At 46.0% G+C, this 13,615-nt stretch carries 14 protein-coding genes; 8 read left to right on the top strand and 6 right to left on the bottom strand.

What is annotated here, in order from left to right; translation table 11 throughout:
* The first annotated feature begins 116 nt into the window (after window positions 1–116).
* The 5 genes from H6F88_RS15565 (at window position 117) to menH (ending at window position 4,330) form a co-directional block, all read left to right on the top strand.
* Window positions 117–950 carry an ABC transporter ATP-binding protein gene (locus tag H6F88_RS15565; protein WP_190643672.1) on the top strand — a complete coding sequence of 278 codons (834 nt, stop codon included), beginning with the start codon at window positions 117–119 and terminating at the stop codon, window positions 948–950.
* A gap of 495 nt (window positions 951–1,445) precedes the next feature.
* On the top strand, window positions 1,446–2,414 hold the full coding sequence (locus tag H6F88_RS15560; protein ID WP_190643671.1) for a sodium-dependent bicarbonate transport family permease: 969 nt from the start codon (window positions 1,446–1,448) through the stop codon (window positions 2,412–2,414).
* 4 nt (window positions 2,415–2,418) lie between these two features.
* Complete coding sequence (locus H6F88_RS15555; protein ID WP_190643670.1) at window positions 2,419–2,730, top strand: P-II family nitrogen regulator; 312 nt, start codon at window positions 2,419–2,421, stop codon at window positions 2,728–2,730.
* A 6-nt stretch (window positions 2,731–2,736) separates the two neighbouring features.
* Window positions 2,737–3,450 (top strand): carbonic anhydrase, encoded by a 714-nt coding sequence (locus H6F88_RS15550; protein ID WP_190643669.1) that lies wholly within the window; start codon window positions 2,737–2,739, stop codon window positions 3,448–3,450.
* A 64-nt stretch (window positions 3,451–3,514) separates the two neighbouring features.
* Window positions 3,515–4,330 carry a 2-succinyl-6-hydroxy-2,4-cyclohexadiene-1-carboxylate synthase gene (gene menH / locus H6F88_RS15545; protein ID WP_190643668.1) on the top strand — a complete coding sequence of 272 codons (816 nt, stop codon included), beginning with the start codon at window positions 3,515–3,517 and terminating at the stop codon, window positions 4,328–4,330.
* A gap of 35 nt (window positions 4,331–4,365) precedes the next feature.
* Here menH and H6F88_RS15540 read toward each other — a convergent pair whose 3' ends face one another.
* Window positions 4,366–5,265 (bottom strand): AraC family transcriptional regulator, encoded by a 900-nt coding sequence (locus H6F88_RS15540; protein ID WP_190643667.1) that lies wholly within the window; start codon window positions 5,263–5,265, stop codon window positions 4,366–4,368.
* A 439-nt stretch (window positions 5,266–5,704) separates the two neighbouring features.
* Here H6F88_RS15540 and H6F88_RS15535 point away from each other — a divergent pair, with 439 nt between their 5' ends.
* Window positions 5,705–7,246 (top strand): alanine/glycine:cation symporter family protein, encoded by a 1,542-nt coding sequence (locus tag H6F88_RS15535; protein ID WP_190643666.1) that lies wholly within the window; start codon window positions 5,705–5,707, stop codon window positions 7,244–7,246.
* Window positions 7,247–7,442: 196 nt separating this feature from the next.
* On the opposite strand, the gene H6F88_RS15530 is transcribed toward H6F88_RS15535, so the two are convergent.
* Window positions 7,443–8,528, bottom strand: a complete 1,086-nt coding sequence (locus H6F88_RS15530; protein WP_190643665.1) for a pyridoxal-phosphate dependent enzyme — start codon at window positions 8,526–8,528, stop codon at window positions 7,443–7,445.
* A gap of 335 nt (window positions 8,529–8,863) precedes the next feature.
* Between H6F88_RS15530 and H6F88_RS15525 the strand changes: the two genes are divergently transcribed.
* Together H6F88_RS15525 and H6F88_RS15520 are read left to right on the top strand one after the other, a co-directional pair.
* Window positions 8,864–9,442 (top strand): TetR family transcriptional regulator, encoded by a 579-nt coding sequence (locus H6F88_RS15525; protein ID WP_190643664.1) that lies wholly within the window; start codon window positions 8,864–8,866, stop codon window positions 9,440–9,442.
* Between the two features lie 109 nt (window positions 9,443–9,551).
* Window positions 9,552–10,691 carry a cytochrome P450 gene (locus tag H6F88_RS15520; protein WP_190643663.1) on the top strand — a complete coding sequence of 380 codons (1,140 nt, stop codon included), beginning with the start codon at window positions 9,552–9,554 and terminating at the stop codon, window positions 10,689–10,691.
* Window positions 10,692–10,715: 24 nt separating this feature from the next.
* On the opposite strand, the gene H6F88_RS15515 is transcribed toward H6F88_RS15520, so the two are convergent.
* The 4 genes from H6F88_RS15515 to H6F88_RS15500 all read right to left on the bottom strand — a co-directional run bounded on the left by H6F88_RS15515 (window position 10,716) and on the right by H6F88_RS15500 (window position 13,499).
* Complete coding sequence (locus H6F88_RS15515) at window positions 10,716–11,111, bottom strand: hypothetical protein (protein ID WP_206756448.1); 396 nt, start codon at window positions 11,109–11,111, stop codon at window positions 10,716–10,718.
* Between the two features lie 248 nt (window positions 11,112–11,359).
* The gene (locus H6F88_RS15510) at window positions 11,360–12,112 is read right to left on the bottom strand and encodes a glucose 1-dehydrogenase (protein WP_190643661.1); all 753 of its coding nucleotides are present in this window, start codon (window positions 12,110–12,112) and stop codon (window positions 11,360–11,362) included.
* A 251-nt stretch (window positions 12,113–12,363) separates the two neighbouring features.
* A complete protein-coding gene (locus H6F88_RS15505; protein WP_190643660.1) occupies window positions 12,364–12,813 on the bottom strand; it encodes a hypothetical protein in 450 nt (149 codons plus the stop codon).
* 137 nt (window positions 12,814–12,950) lie between these two features.
* Complete coding sequence (locus H6F88_RS15500) at window positions 12,951–13,499, bottom strand: NAD(P)-dependent oxidoreductase (RefSeq protein ID WP_347277704.1); 549 nt, start codon at window positions 13,497–13,499, stop codon at window positions 12,951–12,953.
* Between the last annotated feature and the right edge of the window lie 116 nt (window positions 13,500–13,615).

The raw sequence follows: 13,615 nt of genomic DNA, 5'->3' as shown, positions 1-13,615 counted from the left end.
TTTGATTGAAAGTAGCGATGAACTGTATCTCAGTTAACTTTTCATCTCGCAATCATCGGTTTAACTGAGAAAACCTATATCAAAGTGATGCCCACCCCTACTCAGGAATTTTGATCATGCTGAACACCCGCCCATCCAGCGATGTGCGAGGACAAGAAGCCGGACTCGATGTGAGCCCCTCCTCCACCGCACAGCCCAAGATGGAAGTTCGCGGTCTGTTCAAGACCTTCCAGGTTCAGGGCAAACCGCTGATGGTGCTGCAAAATATCAACTTTCAGCTTCATGCGAGAGAGTTTGTCTGCTTGGTTGGGGCATCCGGTTGCGGCAAATCGACGCTGCTCAACATTGTTGCTGGACTGGATTCGCCAACCGCAGGGCAAGTTTTAGTTGATGGAGAAATGGTCGCTGGTCCTGGCTCTGACCGGGGCATGGTATTTCAGGGCTATACCCTTTATCCCTGGCTGACAGTCAGTGGAAATATTGCCTTTGGGCTAAAGCTGCGCCGCCTATCACGGGCACAACAGCAAGAGCGGGTGAATTATTATCTGGACGTAGTGGGGCTAACTCAGTTTGCCAAAGCTTATCCTAAGCAGCTCTCTGGCGGCATGAAACAGCGAGTGGCGATCGCCCGTGCCCTTGCCAACGAACCCGAAGTCTTACTGATGGACGAACCCTTTGGCGCGCTCGATGCCCAAACCAAGGAGCAAATGCAGCAATTTTTGCTCAGACTATGGGATCAAACCCATACTACTATCCTGATGATTACCCACGATGTTGAAGAAGCAATCTTCCTGTCGCAGCGAGTATATGTCATGAGCCGCTGTCCAGGACAACTGAAGCTCGAAGTACCTATTACCCTACCTGCTCAACGCGACCTGGAAATAAAACTCACTCCCGAATTTGTAGACATCAAGCGGCAGGTTCTACACGCTCTAAGAGACCAAGATTGAGCTAACATTGTTGCCGCGCAATTGTTGCCGCGTAGGGCTAGCTGCCAGCACTCTTCACTCCTTCGCAAATTTTCTTCAGTACGCTGCTGTTCTAAAATTCGCAGGTCGAGTTCCTGGTTAATCAACTTGATTTGCCGAGTTCGCCATGTGTCAGCCTGAGCGAAATATAGGTTCAGGGTTAAAGTCCAGGCGATAAGCAGCCCTCAACCAGCACGAGTAAGCGGTAGCAACAATCCCTTGCGCTTTATAGGAGAAGGACTGGGAATAAGGGAATTAAGGCGATCGCTAATTTCCGTTTCACAAGAATGGAATCTTATTTATTCAGCAAATTTAGGAATCTTTGCGGTTTCTAGCAGGTACAAATGACTTTGTCCTGCAGGATTCCATTGACACGGGGTGACAGGACGCGATAATCATGATTCAACCGTTACATCCTTTTTTGACAATGCAACATTTTCTAAACTTTCGGTTTTATCAGCAGCAAGGGGGACGGACATGGATGTCAGCTTAATCGTATCCAACATCCTGAACCCACCCATTCTGTTCTTTTTCTTGGGCATAACTGCTGTTCTAGTCAAATCTGACTTGGAAATTCCTGCTCCTATTCCAAAACTCTTTTCGCTCTACCTGCTATTTGCGATCGGCTTTAAGGGAGGGGTAGAGCTAGTTAAAAGTGGCATTACTCAGGAAGTCATGTTGACGCTTCTTGCGGCAATGCTGATGGCATGTATTGTGCCGTTTTATACCTTTTTTATTCTAAGGATAAAGCTGGATGCCTATGACTCAGCTGCGATCGCAGCCACCTACGGCTCGATTAGCGCTGTTACCTTTATTACTGCAAGTACTTTTTTGACTGGACTTGGCATCGATTTTGATGGCTATATGGTTGCGGCTCTTGCCCTAATGGAGTCCCCAGCAATTATTGTAGGTCTGATTTTAGTCAACTTATTTACCGTGGATGAGACACGAGAATTTGCCTGGTCGGAAGTGCTGAAAGAAGCATTTCTTAACAGTTCAGTTTTCTTGCTGGTAGGTAGCTTACTGATCGGCGTATTGACGGGAGAGCGGGGTTGGCACGCCCTAGAACCCTTTACTCAGGGAATGTTTTACGGCGTTTTGACCTTCTTCTTGCTAGACATGGGACTCGTTGCTGCTAGAAGACTTAAAGACTTACAAAAAACTGGCCTTTTTCTAATCTCGTTTGCCATACTGATTCCTATACTCAATGCAGGCATTGGGCTGCTTATTGCCAGATTCATTAACATGCCTCAAGGAGATGCACTTTTGTTCTCCGTTTTGTGTGCAAGTGCTTCTTATATTGCTGTCCCAGCAGCGATGCGAATAACGGTGCCCGAAGCGAACCCCAGCCTGTATGTTTCGACTGCTCTAGCGGTGACATTCCCATTCAACATCATTGTAGGAATTCCACTCTATCTGTACGGAATTGACCTGTTGTGGAGATAATCTCATGCATCTTGTTAAAAAAATAGAAATTATTGCCAATTCATTTGAGCTTGGTAAAATTTTGGATAGCTTAAATAAATCAGGTATACACGGTCACGCTGTAATTCGTAATGTTGCGGGTACAGGGTTGCGAGACGGCACTGAAGATCTAGACATGACCATGCTAGATAATGTTTATATTCTTGCTTTCTGTATGCCTGAGCAAATTAAAACAGTTGTCGAAAATGTTCGACCTTTGCTCAACAAGTTTGGTGGCACCTGTTACGTCTCAGATGTAATGGAAATTCGCTCTGTTAAATGTATTGCATCATTGTGAGTCACTATGAATCATACCCATAGTTTCATCGGTCGGCGTGACCTGCTGAAACGAGCTTCAATCACAACATTGGGTTTAGCAGCTGGCACTTTCTTAGGGCGCGTAAAGCAGGCTGAAGCTGCTGAACTGTCTGCGATCGCCCCTTCCCTCAGTCCTGATGATGCCCTACAAAAACTGATGGAAGGCAATCAACGGTTTGTCCAGCATCAGCCGCAATATCCAGACCAGTCAGCAGCACGGTTACAGGAAGTGGCTCAGGTGCAGCATCCCTTTGCCACTGTACTGAGTTGTGCAGACTCACGAGTGCCAGCCGAAATCCTTTTTGACCAGGGCATCGGTGACATTTTTGACGTGCGAATCGCCGGAAATATTGCTACGCCAGAGGCGCTTGGTAGCATTGAATATGCCGTTGTTCTACTAGATACGCCGGTGCTAATGGTGCTGGGGCACGAGCGCTGTGGTGCGGTCACGGCTGCAGTGCAGAATGAGACTCTACCCGGTGAGATTGGCAGCTTCGTCAAAGCGATTTTGCCAGCGGTTGAGCGGGTCAAAGACAAGGCAGGTGATACGGTCGATAATGCTGTAACTGCGAATGTGCAGTACCAGATCGAACAGTTGAAGCGATCGCCCCTCCTAACAGAGCGATTACAGTCAGGCAAACTCAAGATCGTCGGCGGTCGATACGACCTGGACACAGGAACAGTAACGATGGTTGCTTAGCTTTAGCTTCGGTGAAATTTCGACTTGAGCAGAGTTTTGAGGAACTTAGTTCAGACAGTTCACGATGGAGCAGTTTGTCAACGTTGATCAGTATCGTTTCAACTATCAGGCGGTAGGGCATCCCGATCATCCTGTAATTCTGTTTTTGCACGGGTTTATGGGGGATTGTCATGAGTTTGACCAGACGATCGCCCTTCTATCCAATCACTACTATTGTCTCTCTATCGATCTACCAGGACATGGAAAAACTCAAGTCAAAACTGGCGATCAAGCATATACCATCGAAAGCACCGCACACGGGTTAATCCAATTTTTGGAGGCTCTCAAGATTCAATCCTGCTCTCTCGTTGGCTATTCAATGGGAGGACGGCTTGCCCTATACCTGACGCTTTACTTTCCACACAAGTTCTTAAAAACAGTATTAGAGTCTGCTTCTCCAGGGCTTAAGACTTCAGCCGAGAGGGAGCAGCGAATTCAACAGGATCTCACTTTAGCCAAAAAACTAGAAGCAAATCTTCCTTCCTTCTTAACAAAATGGTATGAACAGCCGCTATTTAATTCACTTCAACGCCACTCAGACTTTGAGAAATTGCTAAAGCAACGTCTAAAAAATTGTCCTGAACAGCTTGCTAAGTCTCTTTGCTATCTGAGTACAGGCTGTCAATCCTCACTGTGGCAACAAATCCAACAAAACACAGTTCCAATCAGTCTGTTAGCAGGTGAGTTAGACCCTAAATTTGTCCAGATCAATCATGAAATGTCTCAGCTAGGAAAACTCATGCAGCTCAGAATTGTGGAGCGGTGCGGGCATAACATTCACTTTGAAAATGCTCATATTTTCGCAGAGCAGATCCAAAATTTTTTAAGCAAAGATGTTTGATATCTGCTGAACCTGTGCAGATCTTGCTGCAATGTTTAACGAGATTCTCTAAACATCTTTGGCGTTACACCCACATATTGACGAAAGAGGCGAGTAAAAGAACTGTGGTTTGTGAAGCCGACTTCAAAGGCAATTTCGGTAATCGTCAATTCGGATTTTGACAACAATTGCTTTGCTCTATCGATTCGGCATTGAGTGAGATACTGATGGGGAGTCTTACCCGTTGACTGCTTGAATAACCGACAGAAATGATACTGGCTCAGTCCTAATATCCCTGCCATATCAGCTAGAGAAATATCCTGATCCAGATGAGTTTGGATGTAGTCCGTTACTTTTTGCAGTTGAGACTTTGATAAATGTCCTGATGCTCTCGGCGGCAGTTTCACCTGCCACGTTGAATAATGCTTAATCAAATGGATTGCTAATCCTGTCGCCAACGATTCCCCAAACATTCGCCCTGCTGGATGGTCTGCTTCTACATCCGCTTTAAGAGCGAGCCCAACTTGCTGAATGAATGGATCAGCCACACCAATTTTGGGAATCAGTTCAATCCGATCGGGCTGAATCGACTCGTTGACGATCTTCTCAAAGAAGGCTGAAAGAAAGCCAATCAAGGAAAACTCACCAGGTTGCTGCCAAATCGATGAGTACCTGACCTTAGCAGGAATAAACAACACCTCACCGGGCTGACAATAACAGGTTTGCACCTGTCCCTCAAATCGATGCTCTGATGAAATGGGATGTCCACTGCCCGTGATTCCAATAACGTGCTGCATGTATTGAAATTCTGGACTTTCGTGCGCCGGATGATCGTAGTGATTAAAAAATATCCCTTGCCATTGCGATCGCTGACTCGAAATGACCGGCGACTCGGACAACGCAGGACGAACCTGTTTAGTTAGATCAACCAGCGGCAGCCCATCTACAGAACTCATAGCAAAGAACCTACGCCGTCAACCCTAATAATTTAACGTAAAGAGAAATAAGTCATACCAATTCCAAAAACTAGGGTTACAGATGAGTCGGGGCGATCGCCCAACGCTCTACTTCCACAAATTATTCAGAATCGCTCTACAGGTTTTGCTGGTAGTGCAAATTTTAGTCATAGTGAGTAAAAGCTGAAATTCGTTGATGACGGAGAAGCACTCATTCTTGACTGCAACTTCTAGTAAGTCGTCTACTTAATTAGACAGATCCTTCTTCTACTCCTTAAAGTGGAGTAAACCCTGAAACTTTTGACTGGGCTTGAAAACCGGGTTTCTACAGAAAACTTGTGTAGTGTGCTTCTCCGGGGGAAAGTGTTTCTTTAGAACAAAAATAGTCTGCAAAAATTGTAATTTCTTAATACCAACTAATTTCCTGCAATAAGATTCTATGAGATCTATAAAAAACATTGCTCTAACATTTTTGGTTTTGCTTGTTTTAGCTGCGCCTGGATTCGCTCAAGCCTCTGGTACAGCAAATACAAATGGGTTCTTAGCTGGCATTGACGCTGTTTTCGGTGCAGTTGTAGCAGCTCTAGAAAAAGTGATCTTTCTCAGTATTGGTGGTATGCCACTGGTTGTCCTATGGCTACTGGCGGGAGCAATCTTCTTCACGTTTCGGATGAAGTTTGTTAATATTCGGGCGTTTCGTCATGCGATTGATGTGGTTAGGGGCAATTATGATAACCCTGATGAACCTGGAGAAGTCTCTCACTTTCAGGCACTTTCTGCTGCGCTCTCTGCCACCGTTGGACTGGGCAACATTGCAGGAGTGGCGATCGCCATTCAGCTTGGCGGTCCCGGAGCCGTCTTTTGGATGACTATCGTTGGGCTGCTAGGCATGTCTAGCAAGTTTGCTGAGTGTACCTTGGGTTTGATGTATCGCATCATTCGTCCCGATGGCACTGTTTCTGGCGGTCCAATGTATTATCTCTCCAGGGGTTTAGCGGAAAAAGGGTTGCGCCCTCTCGGTAAAGTTTTGGCAGGAGTTTTCTGTGTATTCTGTATCGGTGGCGCATTTGGCGGCGGCAACATGTTTCAGGTTAACCAGTCTTTTGCTGGCTTGACTGCCGCTATTCCTGCCTTGGAGGGCTTCAACTGGCTCTATGGGCTGGTTCTCATGGCGTTGGTAGGCTTAGTCATCATTGGTGGGATTCGGCGAATTGGGGCAGTAGCCGGGTTTCTGGTCCCCGCGATGTGTCTCACTTACTTTATTGCAGCACTTTGGATTCTCGTCACGAACTTGACCGAAATTCCAGCCGCCGCTGCCACCATCGTGCGTGAAGCCTTTTCACCTCAAGCAGCGATTACAGGAGGACTCGTTGCAGTCTTAGTTCAAGGCGTGAGACGAGCTGCTTTTGACAACGAAGCTGGGGTCGGCTCAGCCCCCATCGCTCACTCTGCTGCCCGGACTGATGAACCTGTGCGCGAAGGTATTGTTGCTCTACTGGAACCGTTTATTGACACCGTTGTAGTCAGCAATATGACCGCTCTGGTTATTGTAATCACGGGAGTTTATGCCAACCAGACAGGAGGAGAACCCGATGGCATTCAGATGACCTTTGAGGCTTTTTCTACTTCAATTCCCTGGTTTCCTGTAATTTTGGGGATTGCAGTCTTTTTGTTTGCTTTCTCCACCATTATTTCCTGGGGCTATTACGGCGAAAGAAGCTGGACATTTTTGTTTGGAGAGCGATCGCTAAGGGTCTACCAGATCATCTACGTCATCTTTGTATTTGTTGGAGCAGTGGTAAACCTGCAGTCTGTTCTCAACTTTGGTGACATGATGATTCTGGCAATGGCATTTCCCAACTTACTCGGCTGTTTTCTCCTATCAGGCAAAGTAGCAGAAGCATTGGAAGATTACCTGACCCGTCTCAATTCGGGACAAATGGTTGAGGTAAGACGAGTGGAAGAACCTACCGTTCGTTAATTTCTAAACTATACGTAGCGGCAGAAACCTAGAACTCAGCTCTTGTAGGATGCGTTAGCGCAGCGTAACTCATCACTCATCTAGGTCACCTCACCAATTCCAAACCTTCAATCAATAAAACTTTTGCATGAATCACTTTTGAAGTGTGAAGGGTAGCGCTAACCCTTCACGCAGAAAGTTTGATGAATTCATGCCTTTAAGTAGCAGACATTTGAAATTGAGGGGTTGAATGGGATAAAGCAAGCTCTTCTGGTGACATGAACTCCTCAATCTTTTCAAATAGAGGGGATGATAGATATCGCTCACCCGTATCGGGCAGCATACAGAGAATGACAGAGCCAGCAGCGGCCTTCTCAGCGACCTGCATTGCAACGGCAAAGGTTGCACCACCGGAAATTCCGGTGATAATTCCTTCCTGACGAGCTAATTGATTAGACCACTCAATACCCTCTGCTCCAGAGACTGGAACAAACTCATCAAAGTAGTGATGATCAATGGCTTCTTGTAAAACATAGGGGACAAAATCAGGAGTCCAGCCCTGAATAGGATGAGGTTGGAATGCTGGATGGCTCACGGCAGGAGAGCGGTCTGCGTTGCGTTCCTGAGGAATGTTAGACCCAACCACTGGCGCATTACTGGGCTCGGTGAGAATGATTTTTGTCTCAGGTCGTTCTTTACGCAGTACCCGAGCTACACCCGATACAGTTCCACCTGTGCCATAGCCTGTAACCCAGTAGTCAAGCTTTTCTCCTGCAAAATCAGCTAGAATCTCGCGGGCAGTCGTGTTTTCGTGGATTTTTGCGTTGTCATCTGTCTCAAACTGATGAGCTAGAAACCAACCGTTCGCGTCGGCTAATTCTTTTGCCTTTTGGTACATGCCGTAGCCTTTTTCGGCTCGAGGAGTGAGCACCACCTTAGCGCCGAGAAATCGCATCAGCTTGCGTCGTTCAATCGAGAAACTATCCGCCATCGTAACCACTAAAGGATAACCCTTCGCTGCACAAACCATAGCTAGACCAATGCCCGTGTTGCCGCTGGTGGCTTCCACAACGGTTTGACCCGGTTTGAGATCCCCACGACGCTCGGCTTCTTCAATAATGCTGATGGCTAGACGGTCTTTAACCGAAGCGGCAGGATTAAAGAACTCTGCTTTGACATACAGGCGAACATGATCAGGGGCTAAAGTATTAACCCGAATGCAAGGTGTGTCTCCGATGGTATCTACAATGCTTTCATATAGGCGGCCACGACCAAGGGTTTGACGCGAATCGTTGGAAGTCATGTTATCTCTTTTCCTAAATCATTTGTAATCATCCGTGCCATATTATTACTGCGTTCATGCCTCTGATTGAATAATATTGTTGCGTTGGCATCAAAAATGTCAAAGAACGTTATTTTTCGCAAAACTTGTAAAGTAGCTGCTCCATATCTCTGCACAAGCAAGATAACGTTCCGCCAAAATAGAAATAGGGCAGGCATTGACATTAAAACCGTCCAGACGGTACAGTAAATTTATGGTTACTTACAAGCGTTTGGCAATTCAGCTTTTGCCAGTTGAAGCTTGATACCCAAACGCCAAATGCCCCCAGATTCTGTGACAGTTTCCTGGTCATTTCTATGGCTGATACAAAAAGGTCAAAATCTCGATCAGCCACTCGTGAAACTCTGCTCCGGGCTGCTAGTCAAGTTGTCATTGATAAAGGAGTTGAAGCGTTAACACTGGATGCTGTAGCTCAACAAGCAGGAGTCAGTAAAGGAGGGTTGCTTTATCACTTTCCTAACAAAGACACCTTGATGACGAGCATGGTGGAGCAACTGATTCAAGATTTTGAAGCAGTATTGCAGACTGAGTTTGACCAGGACGATGCACCGGGAACGCCCGGACAGTGGGTGCGCGCATATATTCGAGCGACGCTACGGTTTAGCAAACAATCACTGGCATTAGTTGCCCGTCTTTCTTCAATTGCGGCTAACTCGCCCGACTTGTTTGAATCTGCCAAAGTCTATGAACAGCAGTCACGACAGCGAATTGAAACCAGTGGAATTGATCCCATAAAGGCAACAATTATTCTGTTGGCGACTGATGGTTTGTGGCTCTCAGAAGTGTTTCAAGTTGGCACTTTAGAGGAGCCTCAGCTGACTCAAGTGGTGGAAACACTGCTGGCGATGACGCGATCGCCCGAATCAGCTAGCTAATATTTCTCAATCTGTTGTCTGAATGCTGATGACTCCAGTTCATCCAGCTAGTTTGTCCTGCCAATGCACATTTTTGCTCACATATAATTGCTCACATACGAGATTCATCATGGAAACCAATCAACCATCAATAGCAACACCGAATTCCGAACTATTTGGCAATCCTTATCCTTGGTATGCCCAGATGCGCCGTGAATCACCTGTGTGGTATGACGCAAATCAGCAAGTCTGGATGGTGTTTCGCTATGAGGATGTAAAACGGACATTTTCGGATTGGCAAATATTTTCATCCAAAATTCCTCATCCACCTGAGCAAACTGATTTGACTCAAAGTTTGAACTATACTGACCCACCCAAACATCAATCACTGCGATCGCTGGTTGCAAAGGTGTTTACGGCTCGTCGGATAGAAGAATTAGCACCGCGCATTACTCAAATTACCCATGAACTGATTGATCAAGTTCATGGGCAGGAACGGATTGACTTTATGCGTGACCTGGCAATTCCCCTACCTATCATTGTGATTGCTGAAATTTTAGGTATTCCCATTGCAGATCGCGAAGACTTTAAGCGGTGGTCAGATGGAATTGTGGTGTATGACTCAACGGCAATAACAGCAATGGCTGACTATTTCCGACATTTGCTAGAGCAGCGGCGACAGCATCCTGGCAAAGACTTAATTAGTGATTTACTTGCCGCCCACGAAGCAGCCGAAACCCTGACTGCTCAGGAGCTAGTAGATTTCTGCATGATCCTGTTAATCGCTGGTAATGAAACCACAACAAACTTACTGGGAAATGCTGTTCTCTGTTTCAAGGAACATCCAGAAGCCTTCGAGCGGCTGAAGCGGGAGCCAGATCTGGTGCCGCTGGCAGTCGAGGAAGTCTTGCGCTATCGCTCCTCGGTGCAGGGAATAGAACGGTTTACCAAAGTTGACGTACAGGTGGGGGAACAGACCATTCCAGCAGGACAAATGGTCATCGTTTGGATGGGGTCAGCCAACCGGGATGAGACAAAGTTCGATCGCCCAGATGAGTTCATTGTCGATCGTGATCCCAATCCACACTTAGCCTTTGGCAATGGCATTCACTTTTGTCTGGGTGCGCCCCTGGCTCGTCTAGAAGGCAAAATTGTACTAAGTGCGGTGCTAGAACGCCTGTCCAACTTACGGATTGATCCAAACGCCACATTGGAGTTTATTCCCTCGACTGGAGTGCATGGGGTTAAATCCTTACCCGTCCTGTTGTAAACGTTTCAAAATATCGTGGTTATATTAGCCGCGCCTTTCAACGTATCCCTTGATAAGTTGGGTAATAGCCAATATCTCAAGCATTAAGTATGTATACACATTGGCAACCAAGAATGATTGCTTCACCTTTCTGTAATCAACTTTTCTAAGGCTAAGAGAACCTATAAATGATTCCACAACCACAGAAAACCAAAACATAGGAAGGAGTGTGAAGATGATTTCCAGTGGTAGAAACGGAAAGGAACCCGGCTGCACCGGTACAGTCGATCCAAAAAGTATGGTTCCGGTCAATGCTCCAATCGGTAATATAACAAGCAGCCCTCCAACAACAGTTGATATAACATTGGTGCTAAAAGCAACCCAAACTGCTTTGAAAACACTAGTTTTAAGCAGTTTTCTATGAATGTAGGCTTCAATCACAATAATTGGGATTAGCAGGAGAACCTGATAGAAAAGGCTCTGAGAAAACAGTGGGATTCCAGCATTGGCTAAGAGTAGGTTTTTAAAGTAGAAGGACGAACTGCTAATCAACATAAGAACCTAAAAAACGTGTTTCTTAAATATATAAATGGGTACTAGCTAACGGTGCACTTGAGCGGACGCAGACAACCTTTGCGATACACCTAAATCTTTCGTCAGTCCGCTCCAAGCGAATGTTTGACTGCAACCTACTGTACCGTGTAGCCGCCATCAATCACTAAGTTGTGCCCAGTAATGTAAGAAGCATCGTCAGAACATAGCCAAACAACTGCTTTAGCAACCTCCTCTGGCGTTCCACCTCGCTTGAGCGGGACGCTTGCCTCCATTTGCTGCAAGGTATCCTGAGGAACCTCAGCCAATAAATCAGTCAAAATTAAACCTGGACTGACGCAGTTGATCCGAATCCCTTGTCTCCCGTATTCCATTGCAGCAGTTCGGGTTAAAGCCACTACCCCTCCTTTGGCAGCAGTGTAGCTGGCAAAATTAGGCACACCAATTACACCACCTCCTTGAGATGCCATATTGACGATCGCCCCACCCCCACTTTTGAGCATCGCCGGAATCTCATATTTCATCGATAGCCACACTGCTTTCAGGTTGACGTTTAATTCTAAGTCCCACTCCGGCTCTGACAGTTCAACGAGTGGTGTAGCTTTGCCAAATCCAGCGTTGTTGAAAACGCAATCGAGACGACTGTAGGACTCTAAAGTTCGATTAATGAGTGCATCAATATCTGCTGCCTTTGTTACGTCAGTCTTGATAAAAAAACCATCACTGCCAGCCGCTTTGACCTGCTGAACTGTTTCTTCGCCTTCTGACTCTCTACGAGCCGCAACAACGACCTTCGCCCCTTGTCTAGCCAACTCAATCGCAGTAGCTCGACCGATTCCAGAGCTTCCACCTGTGACGATCGCGACCTTCCCACTTAGCCCAAGACCCATGCTGCTCGCTCCTAGTTACAACTGTTTGTGAGTAAGCTAGGAGAAATGTTCACGATTGTCTATCAACTTCTTGCGATCGCATTCCATAAATATCCTCTGAAAGGCACATTACTAGTAATTTAGCGGTCGAGCGATCGCGGTTACCGGATGTAGATAACCTTTACACCCTAACTGATTATGTTGAATACATTCCAGTGCAGCATGGTTGTTAGGTGTTTAAACAATCTTCAGCATTATTCCTACGCTTTTCATCACAAACTTAAGAGGAAAATTGTAAGAATGCAGCCAGCGATCGCAATTGATGTATGAAGCGCCACCCAAAGCTGATTAGGATAAATTTTTGTCATAAACGGGTGACGCTTTTCATGAAATTCTTTTGCTTGAATCCTCAGTGCTTCAATCTGTGCGTCAGGATATAACTTATCTAACTTGTCACGATAGAGTTTTATGATTGATAGACTGTAATGAATGCGTTCTCGGTATTTGCGAACACCGATCGCTCCGTAAACTCCCAGAAAAATAAGCAGCAGAGATAGTGGAAGATTATTCCTATCAAGTCCTTTCTGAGTAAAAATTCCTACTATGGCTGAAGCAATAAGAAGAATAATGTTGCTTAGAGCTGATCTCTGATCCTCTGCTTGCTTCACCTCAGCCCATCTCTGCTCACAAAGTTTCAATAAAACATCTGTTGCATCTGCCATCTCATTCTGCCTTTTCAGGAAAAGTCATACTCTTTGTTCACGTTAAATCCTAGTTCTTTTTAGAAAGCTCTTTCTAGAAACGTTGTTAGCATTTCTCCAGACTTTCCTACAGTAAAGATCTTACAGGGACAAATAACCTATTTAGAGCGCCATTGGTAACGGGGACTCCACTGCAACACTTCTTTAGCCAATTTCGTATCAACAAGAGCTTTGTAAGGCTGGTCTTCATATTCCTGTCCACCTCTCCACTCCACATTCGGATGAATGGATTGAGCCATTTCCAGACTCGTCCGAGATGCTGAAGAAATATCGTCTGCATTCAGTAGCAACGTAACGTGACCGGGGTCAGGACACTCTAACGCAAATCTTGCTGCATCTGCTGCATCCCGCACATCTAGAAATGCACCATACTCCCAAAATGGTTCCCACTCGAAGTTGGGGTTAGTCCGTCTGTTAGAAATGATGAAGTCGTAAGTCCCTGTGTCAAACACACCGGAAGGTCTAAGACAGATTGTTGGAATACCTGTGCTGTTTGTGAAGAATCGGCACATTTCTTCACCTAGCTTTTTGGAGATGGCGTAAGGAGTTGTTGGATAGCAAGGATGGGCATCATCCAAGGGAAGATAATCTGGTTTTCTTTCACCTTTGAATACTCCTAAGGCATCCACGCTACTGAAGAATACGATACGGATACTGTTGGCGAACCCTGACTGGGATCACGCCTTCCTTAATCTGGCGCTAGAGCCGCGAAACGAGAAACCCGAGTTTTTGCTCTTGGTACTCCAGTCAACCAGTTGACCAA

The sequence above is a fragment of the Oculatella sp. FACHB-28 genome (genome assembly GCF_014696015.1).
In the GTDB taxonomy this organism is placed as follows: Bacteria; Cyanobacteriota; Cyanobacteriia; order Elainellales; family Elainellaceae; genus JAAUTN01.
The sequence above is the reverse complement of the archived record's forward strand: the minus strand, read 5'-3'. Positions and strand labels throughout refer to the sequence as shown.